Origin of the sequence: Halovivax cerinus, assembly GCF_024498195.1 — an archaeon.
GTDB lineage: Archaea > Halobacteriota > Halobacteria > Halobacteriales > Natrialbaceae > Halovivax > Halovivax cerinus.
The window spans coordinates 1,874,344-1,893,755 of sequence record NZ_CP101824.1; the positions used below are offsets into that span (position 1 = coordinate 1,874,344).

Here is a 19,412-nt window from a genome sequence, read left to right on the forward strand (position 1 = left end):
ATCGACGCCGATGATCGAACCGGACCGGACGGTGAAATCGACCGCGACGTCGGGCCGGCCGAGCTGTCACGAGCACGACGGATACAGGGATCGACGCCGACGAGCTTTCGCAACTACCTTATACGGCGCCCGGCCAAGATTCGGACGATTCGACCATGCCGAGGCCAGAGGTTCTCGACCGGATACAGTCGGCGGAGACAGCAGCCGACGAGATCGTCTCCGAGGCGGAAGACGATCGTGACGAACGCATCGCCGAGGCCAGGGAGCGCGCCGAGGAGATCCGCTCCGAGGCCGAGACCGAGGCTCGTGAAACCAAAGAGGCGCGTCTCGAGGAGGCCAGAGACGAGATCGACGCCGAGTGCGAGCGCATCCTCCGCGAGGGCGAGGCCGAACGAGAGGACCTCGCCGAGAGCGCGCGCGGACAGGTCGACGAGGTGACGGACTACGTCGTGACCCTGTTCAAGGAGGACGTCGATGTTCAGGCCTGAACAGATGGCGAAGGTGTCGGTGACGGGGTCGCGGGCGGTCATGCCCGCCGTCATCGAGACCGTCCACGACCTGGGACTCGTCCACCTCTCCGATTACGACGGCTCCTGGTCGGGCTTCGAGAACGGCGACCCGATCGAGGGCGCCGACGCGACCTCGGAGAAACTCGTCACCGTCCGGGCGCTAGAGAGTACGCTCGACGTCGATCCGGACGAGGTCGATCCGCAGGCGACCCTGCCCGACGACTGGGAGGATCGCCTCGAAGCGCTCCGCGTCCGCGTCAACGACCTGGACGACGAGCGCGGCGAGACGCGCGACCGACTCCGGCAGGTTGACGAGCGGATCGACCGCCTCGAACCGTTCGCGGACCTCGGGATCGACCTCGAACTCCTCTCGGGCTACGAGAGCATCGACCTCGTCGTCGGCGAGGGCGACGTCGGCGAAATCGAAACGGCACTCGACGCGGACGACGCGATCGCCGCCTACGAGACGTTCGTCGGCGGCGACGTCGTCGCCATCGCCGCGGCCCCCGCCTCCGACGGGCGTCCCCGGGCCGCCGATACCGAGGGCCTGATCGCGGACGCACTCGTCAGCGTGGAGTTCTCGTCGTACGAGGTTCCCGAGGTCGCCGAGACGCCGTCGGCCTACCTCGAGGAACTGGAGTCAGAGAAGGCCGATCTCGAATTCGAACAGGCGAAGATCGACGACGAACTGGCCGAGATCGCCGCCGAGACGGGTCCGTTCCTCCGTCGGATCGAGACCGAGCTGACGACCGACGTCGAGCAGGCCGAGGCGCCACTTCGCTTCGCGACGACCGAACGCGCGTTCGTCGCCGAGGGCTGGATCCCGGCCGAGCGCTACGACGCGTTCGAATCCGATCTTCGCGACGCCGTCGGCGACCGCGTCGAGATCGAGCAACTGGAGGTCGCCGAGTTCAGCGATCACGGCCACGACGACCACGAGGTCGGCGAACCCGACGAGACGGACCGTTCGAAGGCCGGCGACCGCGACCCCCAGTCGCCGGAGTCGGCCGCCGAGGACGAGCCCGAACGCGCGAAGGCGACAGATGGCGGCACGACCGGCGCGGCCGCTGGCTCGAGTGGTGCGGTGACGATGGACGAGAACCCGCCGGTCGTCCTCGACAACGTATCTCCGGCGCGACCGTTCGAGATGCTGGTTCAGATGGTCGGCCAGCCGAGGTACAGCGAGCTGGACCCGACATTCCTCGTCTTCCTCACCTACCCGTTCGCGTTCGGATTCATGATCGGCGACATGGGCTACGGTCTGCTCTACATGGCGATGGGATACGGCGTCTGGAAAGCGTTCGACTCAGATGCCGGGAAGGCGCTCGGAACGATCGGCATCTGGGCCGGCGCGTTCACCCTCATCTTCGGCTATCTGTACGGTGAAGCGTTCGGGACGCACCTGTACAACTTAAGCGAAGCGTTCACGTATCTGCCCCTCGAAGGCGTCCTCGCGAAGGGCCTGTTGATCACCGAGTGGGCCAACTTCTGGATCCTGCTGGCGATCGTCTTCGGGCTGGTCCACCTCAATCTGGGGCTCGTTATGGGCTTCGTCAACGAGCTGGACCACGGCTTGAAGGCAGCCGTCTACGAGAAGCTCTCGTGGATCCTCGCGATGAACGGCCTGTTCGTCTGGATCTTCAGCACGCATCTCGCCGGGGGCAAACCGGACCTGCTCTTCGGCGATGGGAGTCCATTCTACAGCATGGAGGCGTTCGAACTGGGATTCACCGGCTTCCCCGAAATCGTCGGAATCGCCGGACTCGTCGTGATGGTCGTCGGTCTCGTCATGGTCGGCATCGGTGAAGGGATCGCCGGGCTCGCCGAGTCTCCGGCGTACATGTTCGGCCACGTGCTGTCGTACCTTCGACTGACGGCTGTCCTGCTCGCGAAAGCGGGGATGGCCTTTGCCGTCAACCTGCTGGTGTGGGGCGCGTACGAACACGACGGTTCGACGGTATTCAACTATCCCACGTACGACGTCACACACGGCGGTTACGAGCAGGTGTTCCCCGGACTGATGCACCTCGGTGATGGCCCGCTCGTCTCGGCAATCGCCATCGTCGGCGGCGTGCTCGTATTCGTCCTCGGTCACGTCCTGGTTCTGGTGCTCGGCATCACCGCGGCGGGTATCCAGATGCTCCGCCTCGAGTACGTCGAGTTCTTCCAGAAGTTCTACGAGGGTGGTGGCGAGGAGTACGAGCCGTTCGGTCGAGACGGCGCGCCGACAGCAGACTGACGCTGTCGAACATCGTCTGTCTCGGACCGACGGAGCGTTCCGCTGGCGGTTCCGATAGAGTACAAATTCTTCCGAAATCGGGCTACCCAGCTTTTAGCGGTGTCGATTTCTTTCGAGGGATTTATGGGGTGTCCAGAGCCACGTACGACTGTTCACAGCCAACTGAACGTGCGGACTTCATCCAACAATGATCGAAAACCTACCCGAGCTGTTCGATACGGTACTGTCGACCGCTGCACCGACCAACGACCAGGACGTCGAAGTCGCCTCGTACATGGCTGGCGCCGCGGCGGCGATCGCGGTCGGCCTCGCCGCGCTCGGTTCCGGCTACGCAGAGCGCGGTATCGGTGCGGCGGCTGTCGGCGCTATCGCCGAGGACCGGGACATGTTCGTTCCGGGTATCGTCATGACAGTGCTGCCGGAGACGCTCGTCATCTTCGCCATCGTCGTCATCTTCCTGGTCTCCTAGCGACCACCCCTCACAATGAGTTTGGATACTGTCGTAGAGGACATTCGAGAGGAAGCCCACGCGCGTGCGGAGAACATCCGCGAGGAGGGCGAAACCCGCGCCGAGGAGATCGTCGCCGACGCCGAGGACGACGCCGCGGAGATCCGCGCGGAGGCCGAGCGAGAGGCCGACCGCGAGATCGAACAGCTGCGTGAGCAGCGACTCTCCAGCGCGGAACTCGAGGCCAAGCAGGAGCGCCTCGAGGCCCGCCGCGACGTACTGGGCGACGTTCGCGAGGCCGTCGAGGAGGAACTGGCCTCCCTCGAGGGCGACACTCGCGAGGAACTGACGCGAACGCTGCTTTCGGCTGCAAGCGACGAGTTCGAGGACGGTGACGACGTCCGCGTCTACGGCCGCGCCGAGGATCGCGACCTCCTGGAATCGATCGTCGACGACTACGACGGCTACGAGGTGGCCGGCGAGCGCGACTGTCTCGGCGGCGTCGTCGTCGAAAGCGAGGGCTCGCGGGTCAGAGTCAACAACACGTTCGACTCGATCCTCGAGGACGTCTGGGAGGACAACCTCCGCGAGATCAGCGGGAGACTGTTCGACCAATGAGTGCAGGTGCCTCGAATCCGGAGTTCGTCAACGCTCGCGTCCGGACGCGCCGAGCGACGCTGTTCGCAGACGAGGACTACCGGAAGCTGATCCGGATGGGGCCAAGCGGCATCGCGCGATTCATGGAAGAGCGCGAGTACGAAGACGAGATCAACGAACTCGGCGCGCGATTCTCGGGCGTCGACCTGATCGAGTACGCCCTCAATCGCAACCTCGCGAAGCACTTCGACGACCTGCTGGACTGGTCGGAGGGCCGACTGTACGACCTGATCGCCCGCTACCTGCGCAAGTTCGACGTCTGGAACGTCAAGACGATCCTTCGGGGCATCTACACCGACACGCCCGCCGAGGAGATCGGAACTGACCTCATCCGTGCAGGTGAACTCGACGACGCGCTCCTCGACCGGCTGGTCGAGGTCGACGACATCGAGGATGCGATCGAGTTACTCAATCGGACCATCTTTTACGACGCGCTCAGTTTGGCCTACGAAGAGTACGACAACACTGGCGCGCTCGTCCCGCTCGAGAACGCGCTCGACCGGACGTTCTACGAGCGCCTCCTGGGTGACCTCGGCCGACCGCAGGAGGGCCCCGAGGCGATGTACGTCGAGTTCCTGCAGGCCGAGATCGACTTCCGGAACGCCCGGAACGCACTCCGGCTGGCCAGAAGCGGTGCCGACCTCGACCCCGCGGAGTTCTACATCGAGGGCGGCGCCCTCTTTACGGAATCGGAACTGCGTCGACTGGTCAACGATCGCGAGGCGCTCGTGACCCACATCACCGAGGATCCGACCTACGGCGATCGGCTGTCGACGGCGCTCGATCGACTGCGCGAGGCAGATAGCCTCATCCAGTTCGAACACGCCCTCGACGCGGCGCTGCTCGAGTACTCCGACCGACTCTCGAGCATCTACCCCGTATCGGTCTCGGCGGTGCTATCCTACATCCTCGCGAAGGAACGTGAGGTCGAGAACATCCGCGCCATCGCACGCGGTCGCGAAGTCGGCCTCTCGGAGGACGAGATCGAGAACGAACTGGTGGTCCTATGAGCCAGGAGATCGCCGTCGTCGGCAGTGCGGAGTTCACGACCGGATTCCGACTGGCCGGCGTCAGACGCTTCGAGAACGTGCCGGACGACGACAAAGACGACGAGCTCGACGACGCGGTCGAGACCGTCCTCGACGACGAGGGCGTCGGCATCGTCGTCATGCACGACGACGACGTCGCGCACCTCTCGCGGACCGTCCGCCAGCGTGTCGAGACGAGCGTCGAACCCGTCGTCGTCACGATCGGCAGCGGCACCGGCGGCAGCGGACTGCGCGAGCAGATCAAACGCGCGATCGGGATCGACCTGATGGAGGAAGAAGACTAATGAGTCAGGCAACAGACACGGAGGCCGTCCGGGAGGACGGCGTCATCGACAGCGTGAGCGGTCCCGTCGTGACCGCCACGGACCTCGACGCCCGGATGAACGACGTCGTCTACGTGGGCGACGAAGGGCTGATGGGCGAGGTCATCGAGATCGAAGGAAACGAGACCACGATCCAGGTCTACGAGGAGACCTCGGGGGTCGGCCCCGGCGAACCCGTCGAGAACACGGGTGAACCGCTCTCCGTCGACCTCGGACCGGGAATGCTCGACTCCATCTACGACGGCGTCCAGCGCCCGCTCGACGCCTTAGAGGAGAAGATGGGATCGGCGTTCCTCGACCGCGGTGTCGACGCACCGGGTATCGACCTGGAAGAGACCTGGGAGTTCGAACCCGAGGTCGCCGAAGGTGACGTCGTCGAACCCGGCGACGTCGTCGGCATCGTCTCAGAAACCGTCACCATCGACCACAAGGTGATGGTGCCGCCCGATTCGGAGGGTGGCGAGGTCGTCGCCGTCGAATCCGGCGAGTTCACCGTCGAGGAGACGGTCGTCGAACTCGACACCGGCGAGGAGATTTCGATGCACCAGGAGTGGCCCGTTCGGACCGCCCGACCGGCCGCCGAGAAACGAACGCCGACGGACCCGCTCGTCACCGGCCAACGGATTCAAGACGGGCTGTTCCCGCTCGCGAAGGGCGGGACGGCCGCGATTCCGGGACCGTTCGGTTCCGGAAAGACCGTCACCCAGCAGCAGCTGGCCAAGTGGTCCGACGCGGACATCGTCGTCTACATCGGCTGCGGCGAGCGGGGCAACGAGATGACCGAGGTCATCGAGGACTTCCCGGAACTGCCCGACCCCCAGACCGGGAACCCGCTGATGGCCCGGACGTGTCTCATCGCAAACACGTCGAACATGCCCGTCGCGGCGCGTGAGTCCTGTATCTACACGGGTATCACGATCGCGGAGTACTACCGCGACATGGGCTACGACGTCGCGCTGATGGCCGACTCCACCTCGCGGTGGGCCGAGGCCATGCGCGAGATCTCCTCGCGACTGGAGGAGATGCCCGGCGAGGAGGGCTACCCGGCCTACCTCGCCGCGCGACTGGCGGAGTTCTACGAGCGCGCCGGGCGCTTCGAACTCCAGAACGGCGGCGAGGGATCCATCTCGGTCGTCGGCGCCGTGTCGCCGCCGGGTGGGGACTTCTCGGAGCCGGTCACCCAGAACACGCTGCGCATCGTCAAGACGTTCTGGGCGCTGGACGCGGACCTGGCCGAGCGCCGACACTTCCCGGCGATCAACTGGGACGAGTCCTACTCGCTCTACCGTGGGCAGCTCGACCCCTGGTTCAGCGACAACGTCGCCGGCGACTGGCCGGAGACCCGCCAGTGGGCGGTCGACGTCCTCGACGAGGAGGCCGAACTGCAGGAGATCGTCCAGCTCGTCGGCAAGGACGCCCTGCCGGAGGACCAGCAGCTGACCCTCGAAGTCGCTCGCTACCTCCGCGAGGCCTGGCTGCAGCAGAACGCCTTACACGACGTCGATACCTACTGCGAACCGGACAAGACCTACCGGATGCTCGAGGCCATCAAGACGTTCAACGACGAGGCCTTCGAGGCGTTAGACGCCGGCGTCCCGGTCGACGAGATCCAGGACGTCGACGCCGCCCCGAGGCTGAACCGGATGGGCACTGCCGAGGAGTACGACGAGTTCATCGACGAGATCGAATCTGATCTCGCCGAGCAGCTACGGGGGTTGTACTGATATGAAAGAGTATCAAACCATCACCGAGGTCAGCGGCCCGCTCGTGTTCGCCGAAGTCGACGAACCGGTCGGCTACGACGAGATGGTCGAGATCGAGACGCCGGCCGGCGCGACGCTGCGCGGGCAGGTCCTGGAGTCGAGCGAGGGGCTCGTCGCGATCCAGGTCTTCGAAGGGACCGAAGGGATCGACCGCAACGCGTCGGTCCGCTTCCTCGGCGAGACCATGAAGATGCCCGTCACCGAGGACCTCCTCGGGCGGGTGCTGGACGGTTCCGGGAACCCGATCGACGGCGGTCCGGAGATCGTTCCGGACGAGCGTCAGGACATCGTCGGCGAGGCGATCAATCCGTTCTCCCGGGAGTACCCCGAGGAGTTCATCCAGACTGGCGTCTCGGCCATCGACGGCATGAACACGCTCGTTCGCGGCCAAAAGCTCCCGATCTTCTCGGGATCGGGCCTGCCACACAACGACCTGGCGCTGCAGATCGCCCGTCAGGCGTCCGTGCCTGAGGAAGCTGAGGGTGACGGTGCGGATGGAGACGACGAGGGCTCCGAGTTCGCGGTGATCTTCGGTGCGATGGGGATCACGCAGGAAGAAGCGAACGAGTTCATGGAGGACTTCGAGCGCACCGGTGCGCTGGAGCGCTCGGTCGTCTTCATGAACCTCGCGGACGACCCGGCCGTCGAGCGGACGGTCACGCCGCGACTGGCGCTGACGACCGCCGAGTACCTCGCGTTCGAGAAGGACTACCACGTCCTGGTCATCCTCACCGACATGACCAACTACTGCGAGGCGCTGCGCGAGATCGGCGCCGCACGCGAGGAGGTCCCGGGTCGACGCGGGTACCCCGGATACATGTACACCGACCTGGCTCAGCTCTACGAGCGCGCGGGTCGGATCGAGGGTCAGGAGGGCTCGGTCACGCAGATCCCGATCCTGACGATGCCATCCGACGACATCACCCACCCGATCCCGGACCTGACGGGGTACATCACGGAGGGCCAGATCATCGTCGACCGGTCGCTCAACTCGCAGGGGATCGAGCCGCCGATCAACGTCCTGCCGAGCCTGTCGCGCCTGATGGACGACGGAATCGGCGAGGGCCTGACCCGCGGCGACCACGGCGACGTCTCCGACCAGCTCTACGCGGCGTACGCCGAGGGTGAGGACCTGCGCGACCTCGTCAACATCGTCGGTCGCGAGGCGCTGTCGGACCGAGACAACCAGTTCCTCGACTTCGCGGATCGCTTCGAGACGGAGTTCGTCCAGCAGGGCTTCGACACCAACCGGTCGATCGAGGAGACCCTGGGCGTCGCGTGGGATCTGCTCTCCATGCTTCCACCCGAAGAACTCAACCGCGTCGACGAGGAGGCCATCGAGGAGTACTACGTCGGCGACGAGGGCGAGTCGGTCGAAGCGACGGCGGACTGATCGGCGGCCCCACGCGCTTACTCGCGATCTTTCCACGTCCGATAGCGCCAGTGCTGTGGTGTCAGGGTTCGTGTTTCTCGTCCCCTTTTCAGTTCCAGCCGACGGATTCGTCGTCGTGGTCGTCGCCAGAGCGCTCGCCGGTCGATTCTCGGTCCACGCCGCGTCCACCACGCTCGATCGCGCGCCGTTCGGCTTCCTCACGATCCAGAACGGGCGGGTTCGACGTCTCCCCCTCGATCAGGAGCCACAGCAGGACGAACCCGACTACCGAGCCCACGAGTACGAGCGTGATCAGCGCGCCGGCTGCCATACGAATACGTGTCAGTCGAATCAACAAATACTTTGTTCCTCGGCAATCACTCCCGACTATGCACGACGGCGAACGCGGCTGTCCGAAGTGCGGCCACACGAAGACGGAGACCGACGAGATCGCCACGTCCGGCACCGGGCTCTCGAAGATGTTCGACATCCAGAACCGGAGTTTCCAGGTCATCAGCTGTACCAACTGTGGGTATTCGGAACTGTACCGCAGTCAGTCCTCGGGGAACATGATCGACCTGTTTCTTGGGTAAGTTCGAGCGACCGGAGTCGTCTGGTGACCGCTGGCCCGGGTCTGCCCGGCGCATCTGAAAACAGTTAACCGCCTGGGAGCGAAAGATGCGACCAAGATGGCCACCGACGTCAAGCCGACCCGCAAGGAGTTGATGGCGATCGAGGATCGCATCGACCTCTCCGAGCGGGGCCACGGCACGTTAGAGAAGAAGCGCGACGGGCTCATCATGGAGTTCATGGACATCCTGGACCGCGCCCAGGACGTCCGCGGCAACCTCGCCGACGACTACGAAGCGGCCCAGCGGACCATCAACATGGCTCGCGCGATGGAGGGCGACGTCGCCGTTCGCGGGGCGGCCGCGGCGCTGCAGGAACACCCCGAGATCACGACCGAGTCGAAGAACATCATGGGCGTCGTCGTCCCGCAGATCGAGTCCTCGCGCGTCTCGAAGAGCCTGGACCAGCGCGGGTACGGCCTCATGGGCACCTCCGCGCGCATCGACGAGGCGGCAGAAGCCTACGAAGACCTGCTCGAGAGTATCATCCTCGCGGCCGAAGTCGAGACGGCGATGAAGAAGATGCTAGAGGAGATCGAGACCACGAAGCGCCGCGTCAACGCACTCGAGTTCAAACTCCTGCCCGACCTCTACGAGAGCAAGGAGTACATCGAGCAGAAACTCGAAGAGCAAGAGCGCGAGGAAATCTTCCGCATGAAGAAGATCAAGGACAAGAAGGAAGCGGAGGAAGACGAAGACGCGATCGACGGCGAGGGGGCCGACCCCTTCGTCGCCGCGGACGTCCAGGAGACGGCGGCCGGAAGCGACTGACTTCGAAGTGCCCATTCTACTATGGTCTGTTCGTGCGACGTGGGGCCGATCGTCTTCGCCGTCCCCGACTCGCTACGCGCGTGTGGCCCCGATAGCGCGCCAGCCGCGTCGCTGTGCCCGACCTGCCTCTCCGTCGAACCTGTTTCCGATCCGCCGACAGACGACCCCGACTTCTCGCGGGTGAGCGACGCGTTCCCCGACGGCCGCGGCGGTGTCGCGATGGCGCTCACGATCGGTCTGCTCGACTCGCTCGCACACAACCGGGCCGAGATCGAAACGACGCTCGAGGCGGCCGAACGGGCCGGAGTGGATCCGCTGCTCGTCGTCGATCGCTTGCAGACGGACGACTCGGTCGATTCGGACATCGATCTCGAGCGCCGCCACGCGAAACTCGAGAGTTTGCTGTATTGACGTCGGTCCGAGACGGAGTACCCGAACGGTGTGTGGCGTATCAGCCACTCACTCATCTAACAATTCGTCCAGAATCTTTCGTTCGGCCGTTCGGATGTGCTGGTGGAAGGTCGCGGGACTGATGTCGAGCGTTTCGGCGACGTCTTCGCCGGAACTGTGACGCGGCCACTCGAAGAACCCGGCGTGATAGCCGGCTTCGATCGCGGCGAGTTGTCGTTCCGTGAGGATGGAATCGAGGATGGACGAGTAGTGCTCACCGGTCCGACGCTGGATCGACTTCTGGCGTCTGGTGACCGGTTCGAAGTCGGGATAGCACGCCTGTATATCCTCGACCAGACGATTGATGTCGGCACCCGGTGGCAGGTGTACGCGGGTGAACATGTCGCCGTCGACGAGTTGCACGTCGTCGACGTAGCCGCCGTTTGCGCTGACGACGGAGGGAATCGGCGCGTCCGAGAGGTGGGCTTTGAAGGTCGTCTCTTCGCCGTCGCGGGAGATGACTTCGTAGGACTCGTAGTGAGGCGTCTCCTCGGCGTCGACGAGAATCTCGATGGCGGAGAGGCCACCGTCTCTGGCGTTCCCGTAGAGGACGTACGACCCGTCACCGATGGGAATCGTCTGGCGGAACGTGGCCGTCCCGGTGAACGAGGTCTCGAGTCCGAGACTCGCGAAGAACCCGCGACACTGCAGGCCGATTTCGATGACCTCGTCGCTCGTCATCGCCCGTTTGCGTTCTGCGGCGGAGATGGCGTGGCCGACCGTTTCGCCGAGTTGCCCGACGACCGCTCGTTCGTCGTCGCCGAACGCGTCAGTTCGGCTCGAGTAGACGCCGAGAAGGCCGTACAGCGTCGACCCGTGGACGATCGGGATCGCCATGCACGACGTGATGTCGTGTGCGTCGAGTTCGTCGAGCCAGGGTTCGAACGCCGGATGCGAACAGACGTCGCGACACGCCTGGGGTTCCATCGTCCGGGCGGCGCGGCCGGCCGGTCCCTGCCCGTGTGGTGAGTCGGGGTCGGTGGAGATCGTGACCGAATCGACGTACCCGTCGAACCCACGCTCGACTCGCGGCGTCAGCTCCTCTATGATCGGGTCGACCTCGGCGACCCACGTGGCGACGTACGCGTCGGATGCGACCAGCCGATCACAGACCGCACGCTCGATCTCGTCGCGGGTCGATCCCTCGAGGGCGGCGGCCGTCACGTCGCGCACCACGTCGTTCAGGCCGTTCAGGACGGCCAGTCGTTCCTGCTGTCGCGCGAGCGTCGCCTCGCGTTCGTGGCGGTCGCGTTCGTCTCGCACGACACCGACCGCACCCAGCAGGTTCCCGTCATCGCCCCGCCAGGCCCCGAACGACGCCGATACCGGAACTGCAGAGCCGTCGGCCGTCTCCAGTTCGAACTCGAGGCAGAGGTCGATGCTCGTCGTCTCGTCGTCGGCCGACTGGAGCCGTTCGTCGATTCGATCCACGACGTCGTCGGGGCCGATCGTCGAGAGCGGACGACCGTGTACGCTCTCTCTACCGTACCCGACGAGTGTGGCGAACGCCTTGTTGACGGCCACGACCGTTCCGGCCGCGTCGATCTCCAGGACCGGTTCACCGATCACCTCGACGACGCGTCGGGCGAGCGACCCGGAGGCTTCGAACGACTCCCGGTCGTCGCTTTCGGATTCGATCGACGAGCGCCACCAGATGCGGTCGGAACCGTCCAGCGGCTTCGACTCGACGCGACTGTCGGTCGCGAGTGATTCCAGCCGATCGGCGACGACCTGTGGGTCCCGATCCAGTCGCGCTGCGATCTCGGTCGTCGTTACCGGCTCACCGGTCCCGACCGTCGAAAACATCGCACACAACTCGGCGTCGACGCCGTTCTCGTCGACCGGTGACGACATATGGCTATCCAGTACGGTCATCGGTTTAATAATTCTGCCGTTCGACGCCACCTCTGGCTACTATCTTCGGCTTACACGCCGGTCGAGTAGCGAAGGATCCCGGCGAATCCGCCGAACGCGTCGTAGAGCTGTTCGCCCTTCTCGAAGTCCGTCGAGATGAACTTCGTCTCGGTGCCTCGCTGTTCGGCGATCTCGATGAGGTGTTCGATCGCGTCCTCGCGTTCGGCCTCGTCGGTGGGTACCTCGCTTCCGCACTCACTGCAAGTGTGTTCCGGCGTCGACGTCCGTCGATCGATGACGTCGCGGTCAGTGGTGTCACACTCTGGACACTCGTAGCTGACGACGTCCTTGCGCAGATCTTCGCTGATCAGCAGCGTCTCGACCGAGCCCATGACGAGATTCCGTCTGGTCTCTTCGAAGCCGTAGGTCGCGAGGTCGCCCGCGTTGAGTTCCTCGAAGAAGGTCTCCATCTCACGTTTGTCCTTCATCACCTCGGCGTCGGCCAGGGCGTCTTCGGCGTTGTCGACGAGTTCTCGGAGGCCGGATTCGTCGGTGTAGGAGACGTCGAACTTGCCGATGACCGAATCCTGCAGTTCGTGGTGGAGGTAGTCGCCGTCCAGGAACTCCTCTTTGGTGGGAGACGGGCCGCCGACGAGGATGCCCTCGATGTCGTGTCGTTTCGGGACGAACAGGTCGTTCGCCATGCCGGCGACCTCCTGGTAGAAGTTGTCGATTGCCTCGAGTCGGAGGCGGGCGAATCGCTGGGCGGACTGGCCACCCTTGCGCTGTTTGCCGGGGACGAGCGAGGACGCCGACTTGACGGGTTCGATTCGCTTGCCCTTGAGCCACCCGACGTTGGCCTCTCGACGGTCGAGGACGACCAATCCGTAGAGACCTTGGTCGGTCAGCATCTCCTCTAACGGCTCCGTCAGGAAGTCCGAATCGCAGTGATAGCGGAACGACTCGACTGGCTGTGGGGGTCCTTCGAGCACCTGCGTGACCATCTCGGTCTGGCCACCGCCGGAGTCGACGGCGCCGGAGAAGAGCACCATGCCGTTATCAGGCGGATAGGTGTCGTAGTACTTGAGACGGTCTTTGATACTCGTCAGCGCGTCCTGGACGTTCGTGCGGGTCTGTTTCGACTTGATGTTCGAGGCTTCGGAGTGTTCCTGGGTGACGTGTGCAACGACGTCACTGATCTGGCGGTCGTCCGGGACGTAGATCGTCACCAGTTGGGTGCCGGATCCTTCGAAGTTCTTGAGGTCCTCGATCACCTTCCGGAACTCGTATTTTTTCCGGTCGGTTTGGCCCTCGGCTCCCTCGCTACTCATTGATAGATCGAAACGGAGCGATGGCTAAGTACCTGTTGACACTGTTTCCGTTGGCGTTCCGTCGGACCGACGTTTCGCCGACGGCTTCGCGGGTACCCCGTCGTTCGTCGGTCTCGTGTCGTCCGTTCATTGGTCTCGAGTCGTCCGTTCGTCGGTTCCACGTAGTCTGTCCGTCGGTTGCGAGACGTCCTCCCAAGTGTCACGGCCGCTCCAACCGGTCGTCTGCCGTCTGTCGGACGGGTCGCCACGATTTAAGGTGATCCCGGCCCACTGTGTCGATAGTGACAATGGCCCAGGAGACGGTGTACGCCATCGCGAGTGGGAAAGGTGGCGTCGGAAAGACGACGACGACGGTGAACCTCGGGACCGCGCTCGCCCAGGCCGGCGAGCGCGTCGCGATCGTCGACGCCGACCTGGGCATGGCCAACCTGGCCGGATTCGTCAGTCTCTCCCCCGGTTCGGCGACCCTCCACGACGTGCTGGCAGGTGACGCGACGATAGAGGAGGCGACCTACCGACTCGCGGAGAACATCGTGGGCGTTCCGAGCGGCAACGAGCTGGCCGACTACGCCGAGACCCAACCGGACGGTCTCGGCGACGTCGTCGACGCACTTCGCGACCGCGCCGACTACGTCCTGCTGGACGTCGGCGCCGGCGTGAGCCACGAAACGGTCCTCCCGCTGGGGCTCGCGGACGCGGTGGTTCTCGTTGCGACGCCCGAACCGGCCGCGATTCAGGACGTCAGGCGAACGATGGAACTCGTCGAACGGGTCGATGGCTCGATCGCTGGTCTCCTCGTCACCCGAACCCATCCGACGGGTGACGTCGATCCCGAGACGATCGGGGAGAAACTGGGGCTGTCCGTCCTCGGATCGATCCCCGAGGACCGTGCGGTCAGAGCCAGCGTCTACGCGGGGACGCCGCTCGTCGTCCACGCTCCGGAGAGCGACGCCGCTACCGCTTACCGCGAGTTTGCAGCGCGGCTGACCGGCGTCGAACTCGACGACCGGGTGCTCGACGAACCGGCGGCGTCGGGCGAGGACGCCGCCGCCCACGACGACGTATCGAGCGCGATCACCGACGCCGAGTCTGACGGTTGACCGCCACCCGGCGTCGGAAGGGTATTCCTCCGACTCCCCGTCTAGCGGCGCACATCCCGCCCAGGACCGCCGTCTGAGAGCCATCCGAAGCGACCCTAAAGAGATTGGGGTAACGGTAATGGTCGTCCGACTAGAGGGATTGCGTATGGGCACCCCCATCGAACCATCTACTGCCTGTGCGCTCCTCTCTGACCCCATACGGCGGTCCCTCCTGGAACTGTTCCGGGACCAGCCGGTGTGGTCGATCCAGGAGCTCGCCGTCGAACTCGCCCCCTACGAGGGTGCGTCACCGTCCGACCCCGACCGGAGCGTCGACGGAGTGCAGATCGACCTCGTCCACAACCACGTCCCGCGGCTCGTCGACCACGGCATCCTGGAGTGGGACACCCGATCGGGCGACGTCGTTCGGAGCGACAACTACGAGGCCATCGTACGCATCACCGATTTGACGGCAGACGACCACGAGACGGCGCCCGCGGCGATTCCGGACCGCCCGTGACGACGACAGGCGGTCGAACTACTCCCCGGCGGGGTCGGGACTGGCTCGACGGCTCCGCTCTGGTCGAACCGGTCCCCTGTCGGTCCCGCGAGGCGACACGTCGACCGCCTCCGAAGAGGGAGGCGAGTACTCGACCGTGGGTGACGACCCGATCCCATCTCGCGGCGGCAGTTGCAGGTCACTATCGTAGACGGACTCGACCGTGTGAGTGGATGTAACTCCTGGATGTACTGATACTCCGTACGGATACGACCGCCACGCGGTCCGAAGGAACGTCGCCGTCGGTTACATCGATCGCGGGGCGTCGACGCCGACGACGTCGAGGGCGTTGGCGATCGTGTGTTTCGACGCACCGACGAGGGCCAGGCGAGTCGTCCGTACGTCGTCGTCGACGTCGTCGGCGAGGACCGGACACTCCCGGTAGAACGTGTTGAACGTTTCGGCGAACTCGCGCGTGTAGGTCGCCACACGGTGGGGTTCGAGGTCGTCGGCGGCCTCCTCGATCACGTGCGGGAAGCGTGCGATCGTCTCGAGCAGGTCGCGTTCGGCCCTGGTGTCGAGCACGGACGAGTCGACCGCGTCGGTCAGTTCGATCAGGTCGTCGGTCGGATCCGTCCCCGCCTCTTCTAAAATGCCACAACAGCGGGCGTGGACGTACTGGACGTAGGGGGCGGACTGGGCCTCGAAGTCGAGCGCTCGATCCCACTCGAAGGTGATGGCCTTCGTCGGCTGTTTGGCGACGATGTCGTACCGGACGGCGCCGATGCCCACCTGACGTGCGATGCGTTCGACGTCCTCGTCGTCTATGTCGTCGTCGCGGATGCGATCGTCGAGGCGGTCTTCGACCTCGTCGCGTGCGCGCGAGATGGCCTCGTCTAACAGGTCGTCGAGATCGATGCCGGTTCCCGCTCGGGTGCTCATCCCTTCGCCGCCCGGCAGGTTGACCCAGGAGTAGAACAGCTGCTCGAGCTGGTCGGTGTCGTGACCGAGGAGTTCGAGGGTCCGTCGCAGCTCCTCGAACGTGAGCTCGTGATCCTCGCCGATGACGGTGACTGCGCGATCGAACCGGTCGAACTTCCACTCGTGATGGGCGACGTCGCGGGTCGTGTACAGCGAGGTGCCGTCGGCGCGCAGGAAGACGAAGGGCTTCTCCATCCCGAATTCGGTGAGGTCCAGTTGCCAGGCGTCGTCCTCGTAGAACGCCTCGTCGAGCGCTTGTAGGCGGGTGACGACGTCGTCTGTCGAGCCGTCGCGCATGAAGCGCGACTCCTTGACGAACTCGTCGAACGCCACTGGAAGGCGCGAGAGCGTCTCTCGCATCCCGCCGAGCACCTGATCGACGACCTCGCTCACGCGCTCGTAGGTCGCATCGTCCCCCGCTTCGAGTCCCTGCATGATCGACTCGATCTCGGCCTCGGCCGCCGTGGCCTCGTCCTCGGAGGCGTCTTCTAAGTACGCGTTACCCTCGCGGTAGTAGCGGACGAGGTCGTAGTCGGCCTTTTCGCGTTCGGGCTCGCCGAGGTCTTCTTCGTCGAAGGTCTCGTAGGCCCAGGTGAAGACGGCGATCTGGCGCCCGGCGTCGTTGACGTAGTAGTGGCGTTCGACGTCGTAGCCGGCGTAGTCGAGGACGGTCGCCACGGCGTCGCCGATGATCGGGTTGCGTGCGCGTCCGACGTGGACGGGTCCGGTCGGGTTGGCGCTCGTGTGCTCGACGACGACGGACTCCTCGCGGTCGGGGTGTCGTCCGTAGGTCGACTCGCACGCCGCGTCGAGCGTCTCGGCGTAGTACTCGCGACTCGGCAGGAAGTTCACGTACGGTCCCTGCGTCTCGACCCGGTCGACGTAGGTCAGGTCGACCGGCTCGATCTCGTCGGCCAGCTCGGCGGCGACCTGCGGCGGCGCCGCACCCATCTCACCGGCGAGTCGGAACGCGACGCTCGAGGCGAGAACGCTCTCCACGTCGTCCGGTGGCTCCTCGATCCCGAGATCGTCGGTCGGCAACTCGCGGGCGGCAAGTGCCGCCTCGAGCGCCGACGCGACCTCGTCGCGTAGCGCTGGGAACATACTCGCCCGTTTTCGCGGCGCGGGTATAGGAATGTCGGGTTCGACGTCCTCGTCGGTGATGGGGGTTGTCGTGAGTACCCCGTCGAACAAGGTACTGGGAGCGTCGTCGGTGCCTCAGAGCGTCTTCAGCCCGGAGCCGGTCAGCGGGACGACGATGTCTTCGTCCGCGTCGAGTTCACCCAGCTCGCGCAGGTGTGCCAGGGCGGCGGGGGCGACCGCCGTCGTCGGTTCGACGTAGAACCCGCCGCGGTGGAGTCGATCGAGGGCGTTTTCGACCGGACCGTCGCCGACGGCGATGGCCGTCCCGCCGGTCGCCTCGATCGCGTCGACGATCTGGCTCCCCCGTGCCGGCTCGCGAATCTGGATCCCGTCGGCGATGGTGGCGCGCTCCTCGTCGTCTTCTACGACGCGCTCGCCGCCGACGACGGTGACGATCGGGTCGTAGCCGACGGACTGGACGCCGATCAGGCGGGGCATCGCGTCGGTGATCCCCGCCTCGCGCAGGAGTTCGAATCCGCGATAGGCACCGAGGAAGAGCGTGCCGTGGCCGATCGGGAGCACGAGCGCGTCGGGGGCGGTCCACCCGCGCTGGGCGGCGGCCTCGAAGGCGAACGTCATCGTGCCGGCGTAGAACGCGGGGTTCCAGGCGTGACTGGCGTACCAGCCGGACCCTCGCTGGTAGGGGGCGTTCGGGTGGGCGTCGTCCTCGTCCCTGCCTTCGGGCGGGCCCTCCCCGTCGGTCCCTTCGACGGCGTCGATGCAGGCGGCGGTGACGTCCTCGCGGGACCCGGGGACGCGAACGGGGCGGGCGTCGACGCGCTGGATCGCCATCAACTTCGATTGTTTGACGTCTTCGGGGACGTAGACGTCCGCGGGGAGCCCGGCCCGCGCGGCGTAGGTGGCGATCGCGGCGCCCGCGTTGCCGGAGGAGTCTTCGATCACCCGCTCGACGCCGAGTTCGACGGCACGAGAGAGCGTCGTCGTCGCGCCGCGGTCCTTGAACGAACCCGTCGGGAAGACGTACTCCAGTTTGAAGTCGGCGTTCCAGTCGGGTGCGGAGACCAGCGGCGTAAAGCCCTCGCGGAAGGTGACGTGCGATTCGATCGGGAGGAACTCGAAGAACGTCCAGAGTCCGCGGGTGGTGTCGAGGCTCGAGAGTGGCCGGGGCTGACCCTCGGGATAGGGGCGATCGACGAACTCGAGGGCGTGACCGCAGCCACACCGCCAGGGCTCGTCGGGACCGGCCGCGTAGACCGCCCCGCAGTCGGGGCAGGTGAGATCGGACGCCATCAGACCGTGTCGACCTCCGTTCCGACGGAGCAGACGTACTCGCCGGTCGCGACCTGCGGCAGTCGACGCGTCCGCCAGACGATCCCGTCGGACTCGGCGTGGACCGTGGCCTTCGGTTCGCCGAACGGCGTCGTCACCGTAAACAGTTCGTCGCCGGCCTCGACCGTCTCCCCGAGGTCGCGGGCGAACGCGACCAGCCCGCCCGCCGGGGCGCTGTACTGGGCGAAGTCGTCGGCCCGTGTCTGGGGCTCGATCGTCGCCTCGCCGTCGAGAAAGCCGTAGTACCGGAGGACGTTGAAGACGCCCTCGACGCCGGTCCGGATGCTCGATTCGTCCCAGCCGACACAGCCGCCCAGTTCGGGATCGACCGTCGGCACCCCTTCGTCGGGGCCGACCCGGGCGAGCTGACCGTCCGGGCCCTTCTGATCCAGGATGTGCCCGGCGCCGAAGACCCGCGCGAGTCGCAGGCACTCGTCGTGGAGTCGGTGGCGCCGGCCACACCTGACGCGAACTTCGTCGATCATCCGACTCGTCGATCCCTGGTGGAGGTCGAGGATGAGGTCGGCGTCCCGTGCGATCTCGAACGTGGCAGCGGCGATCCGCTCGCTCGACGTCCCGGACTCGTCGCCGGGGTACGTCCGGTTCATCTTGCGGTCGTCGATGGGATTTCGGTGTTGTGCGACCTGATAGGCGTGGTAGTTGACGATCCCGACGAGGTAGATCGTGCCGGCGAGCTCCGCGGGGTCTATCTGTGGGACCACGCGCTGGAGGACGCCGACGCCGTTCAACTCGTCGCCGTCGCTCGCCGCCTGCACGTAGAGGGTCGGTCCGGATTCGGCGCCGTTTACCACGGCGACGGGAAGCCCGAACGGTGCACCGTCCCGGGTCTCGCCGACCTCCATCCGGCCGGTGTCGAGTTCCCCCGGGGCCGCAGAGGCCGTTCCCAGCGTCGTCATGGGATGGACGATGGGGGCGGCCATCTTTACTGGTTCGGTCTCTCCGACTCGATCGGTGTCTGCCGGTCACCCGAACCGCCGTCTACGGACCGGTGTCACAGGGTAACC

19 protein-coding genes are annotated in these 19,412 nt (G+C 65.5%); 13 read left to right on the plus strand and 6 right to left on the minus strand.

The features are described from left to right. Positions 1–155: 155 nt before the first annotated feature. From ahaH to NO366_RS08675, 8 genes are all read left to right on the plus strand, one after another. A complete protein-coding gene (gene ahaH, locus NO366_RS08640; RefSeq protein WP_256533924.1) occupies positions 156–488 on the plus strand; it encodes an ATP synthase archaeal subunit H in 333 nt (110 codons plus the stop codon). Next, entirely contained in the window at positions 475–2,748 is a 2,274-nt protein-coding gene (locus tag NO366_RS08645; protein WP_256533925.1) for a V-type ATP synthase subunit I, read from the plus strand. The genes ahaH and NO366_RS08645 overlap by 14 nt, the downstream gene beginning before the upstream one ends. A 187-nt stretch (positions 2,749–2,935) precedes the next feature. Next, the gene (locus tag NO366_RS08650) at positions 2,936–3,217 is read left to right on the plus strand and encodes a hypothetical protein (protein ID WP_256533926.1); all 282 of its coding nucleotides are present in this window, start codon (positions 2,936–2,938) and stop codon (positions 3,215–3,217) included. Positions 3,218–3,232: 15 nt separating this feature from the next. Beyond that, a complete protein-coding gene (locus NO366_RS08655; protein WP_256533927.1) occupies positions 3,233–3,814 on the plus strand; it encodes a V-type ATP synthase subunit E in 582 nt (193 codons plus the stop codon). Continuing rightward, positions 3,811–4,863 carry a V-type ATP synthase subunit C gene (locus NO366_RS08660; RefSeq protein ID WP_256533928.1) on the plus strand — a complete coding sequence of 351 codons (1,053 nt, stop codon included), beginning with the start codon at positions 3,811–3,813 and terminating at the stop codon, positions 4,861–4,863. Before NO366_RS08655 ends, NO366_RS08660 begins: the two co-directional genes overlap by 4 nt. Continuing rightward, positions 4,860–5,186, plus strand: a complete 327-nt coding sequence (locus NO366_RS08665) for a V-type ATP synthase subunit F (protein ID WP_256533929.1) — start codon at positions 4,860–4,862, stop codon at positions 5,184–5,186. The genes NO366_RS08660 and NO366_RS08665 overlap by 4 nt, the downstream gene beginning before the upstream one ends. Next, a complete protein-coding gene (locus NO366_RS08670) occupies positions 5,186–6,949 on the plus strand; it encodes an ATP synthase subunit A (RefSeq protein WP_256533930.1) in 1,764 nt (587 codons plus the stop codon). Before NO366_RS08665 ends, NO366_RS08670 begins: the two co-directional genes overlap by 1 nt. A gap of 1 nt (position 6,950) precedes the next feature. Beyond that, positions 6,951–8,381, plus strand: coding sequence for an ATP synthase subunit B (locus NO366_RS08675; protein WP_256533931.1), 1,431 nt, complete (start codon positions 6,951–6,953; stop codon positions 8,379–8,381). Positions 8,382–8,469: 88 nt separating this feature from the next. Here NO366_RS08675 and NO366_RS08680 read toward each other — a convergent pair whose 3' ends face one another. After that, positions 8,470–8,691, minus strand: coding sequence for a DUF8143 family protein (locus tag NO366_RS08680; protein WP_256533932.1), 222 nt, complete (start codon positions 8,689–8,691; stop codon positions 8,470–8,472). A 58-nt stretch (positions 8,692–8,749) separates the two neighbouring features. Between NO366_RS08680 and NO366_RS08685 the strand changes: the two genes are divergently transcribed. From NO366_RS08685 to NO366_RS08695, 3 genes are all read left to right on the plus strand, one after another. Continuing rightward, positions 8,750–8,953 carry a zinc ribbon domain-containing protein gene (locus NO366_RS08685; RefSeq protein WP_256533933.1) on the plus strand — a complete coding sequence of 68 codons (204 nt, stop codon included), beginning with the start codon at positions 8,750–8,752 and terminating at the stop codon, positions 8,951–8,953. Positions 8,954–9,049: 96 nt separating this feature from the next. Continuing rightward, positions 9,050–9,760 (plus strand): V-type ATP synthase subunit D, encoded by a 711-nt coding sequence (locus tag NO366_RS08690; protein WP_256533934.1) that lies wholly within the window; start codon positions 9,050–9,052, stop codon positions 9,758–9,760. A 21-nt stretch (positions 9,761–9,781) separates the two neighbouring features. Further along, a complete protein-coding gene (locus NO366_RS08695) occupies positions 9,782–10,171 on the plus strand; it encodes a DUF6276 family protein (protein ID WP_256533935.1) in 390 nt (129 codons plus the stop codon). A gap of 48 nt (positions 10,172–10,219) precedes the next feature. Here the strand turns inward: NO366_RS08695 and NO366_RS08700 are convergent, their stop codons facing one another. Then, complete coding sequence (locus tag NO366_RS08700; protein ID WP_256533936.1) at positions 10,220–12,064, minus strand: bacterio-opsin activator domain-containing protein; 1,845 nt, start codon at positions 12,062–12,064, stop codon at positions 10,220–10,222. Positions 12,065–12,135: 71 nt separating this feature from the next. Beyond that, a complete protein-coding gene (prf1, locus tag NO366_RS08705) occupies positions 12,136–13,395 on the minus strand; it encodes a peptide chain release factor aRF-1 (RefSeq protein WP_256533937.1) in 1,260 nt (419 codons plus the stop codon). 287 nt (positions 13,396–13,682) lie between these two features. Here prf1 and NO366_RS08710 point away from each other — a divergent pair, with 287 nt between their 5' ends. After that, complete coding sequence (locus NO366_RS08710) at positions 13,683–14,495, plus strand: MinD/ParA family ATP-binding protein (RefSeq protein WP_256534012.1); 813 nt, start codon at positions 13,683–13,685, stop codon at positions 14,493–14,495. 145 nt (positions 14,496–14,640) lie between these two features. Next, complete coding sequence (locus tag NO366_RS08715; RefSeq protein ID WP_256533938.1) at positions 14,641–14,994, plus strand: DUF7344 domain-containing protein; 354 nt, start codon at positions 14,641–14,643, stop codon at positions 14,992–14,994. A gap of 285 nt (positions 14,995–15,279) precedes the next feature. Here NO366_RS08715 and argS read toward each other — a convergent pair whose 3' ends face one another. From argS to NO366_RS08730, 3 genes are all read right to left on the minus strand, one after another. Then, entirely contained in the window at positions 15,280–17,058 is a 1,779-nt protein-coding gene (argS, locus tag NO366_RS08720; RefSeq protein ID WP_256533939.1) for an arginine--tRNA ligase, read from the minus strand. Positions 17,059–17,172: 114 nt separating this feature from the next. Continuing rightward, positions 17,173–18,348 (minus strand): pyridoxal-phosphate dependent enzyme, encoded by a 1,176-nt coding sequence (locus NO366_RS08725; protein WP_256533940.1) that lies wholly within the window; start codon positions 18,346–18,348, stop codon positions 17,173–17,175. Beyond that, positions 18,348–19,304 (minus strand): succinylglutamate desuccinylase/aspartoacylase family protein, encoded by a 957-nt coding sequence (locus NO366_RS08730; RefSeq protein WP_256533941.1) that lies wholly within the window; start codon positions 19,302–19,304, stop codon positions 18,348–18,350. Before NO366_RS08730 ends, NO366_RS08725 begins: the two co-directional genes overlap by 1 nt. Positions 19,305–19,412: the final 108 nt, after the last annotated feature.

Excerpts from the sequence above, each read along its gene's own strand:
- NO366_RS08685 (WP_256533933.1), top strand. The coding sequence starts at position 8,750 with ATGCACGACGGCGAACGCGGCTGTCCGAAGTGCGGCCACACGAAGACG.
- NO366_RS08660 (WP_256533928.1), top strand. The coding sequence starts at position 3,811 with ATGAGTGCAGGTGCCTCGAATCCGGAGTTCGTCAACGCTCGCGTCCGG.
- NO366_RS08715 (WP_256533938.1), top strand. The coding sequence starts at position 14,641 with ATGGGCACCCCCATCGAACCATCTACTGCCTGTGCGCTCCTCTCTGAC.
- NO366_RS08730 (WP_256533941.1), bottom strand. The coding sequence starts at position 19,304 with ATGACGACGCTGGGAACGGCCTCTGCGGCCCCGGGGGAACTCGACACC.
- NO366_RS08690 (WP_256533934.1), top strand. The coding sequence starts at position 9,050 with ATGGCCACCGACGTCAAGCCGACCCGCAAGGAGTTGATGGCGATCGAG.
- NO366_RS08695 (WP_256533935.1), top strand. The coding sequence starts at position 9,782 with ATGGTCTGTTCGTGCGACGTGGGGCCGATCGTCTTCGCCGTCCCCGAC.
- NO366_RS08655 (WP_256533927.1), top strand. The coding sequence starts at position 3,233 with ATGAGTTTGGATACTGTCGTAGAGGACATTCGAGAGGAAGCCCACGCG.
- NO366_RS08665 (WP_256533929.1), top strand. The coding sequence starts at position 4,860 with ATGAGCCAGGAGATCGCCGTCGTCGGCAGTGCGGAGTTCACGACCGGA.
- NO366_RS08680 (WP_256533932.1), bottom strand. The coding sequence starts at position 8,691 with ATGGCAGCCGGCGCGCTGATCACGCTCGTACTCGTGGGCTCGGTAGTC.
- NO366_RS08675 (WP_256533931.1), top strand. The coding sequence starts at position 6,951 with ATGAAAGAGTATCAAACCATCACCGAGGTCAGCGGCCCGCTCGTGTTC.
- NO366_RS08670 (WP_256533930.1), top strand. The coding sequence starts at position 5,186 with ATGAGTCAGGCAACAGACACGGAGGCCGTCCGGGAGGACGGCGTCATC.
- NO366_RS08645 (WP_256533925.1), top strand. The coding sequence starts at position 475 with ATGTTCAGGCCTGAACAGATGGCGAAGGTGTCGGTGACGGGGTCGCGG.
- NO366_RS08650 (WP_256533926.1), top strand. The coding sequence starts at position 2,936 with ATGATCGAAAACCTACCCGAGCTGTTCGATACGGTACTGTCGACCGCT.
- prf1 (WP_256533937.1), bottom strand. The coding sequence starts at position 13,395 with ATGAGTAGCGAGGGAGCCGAGGGCCAAACCGACCGGAAAAAATACGAG.
- NO366_RS08725 (WP_256533940.1), bottom strand. The coding sequence starts at position 18,348 with ATGGCGTCCGATCTCACCTGCCCCGACTGCGGGGCGGTCTACGCGGCC.
- NO366_RS08700 (WP_256533936.1), bottom strand. The coding sequence starts at position 12,064 with ATGTCGTCACCGGTCGACGAGAACGGCGTCGACGCCGAGTTGTGTGCG.
- argS (WP_256533939.1), bottom strand. The coding sequence starts at position 17,058 with ATGTTCCCAGCGCTACGCGACGAGGTCGCGTCGGCGCTCGAGGCGGCA.
- NO366_RS08710 (WP_256534012.1), top strand. The coding sequence starts at position 13,683 with ATGGCCCAGGAGACGGTGTACGCCATCGCGAGTGGGAAAGGTGGCGTC.
- ahaH (WP_256533924.1), top strand. The coding sequence starts at position 156 with ATGCCGAGGCCAGAGGTTCTCGACCGGATACAGTCGGCGGAGACAGCA.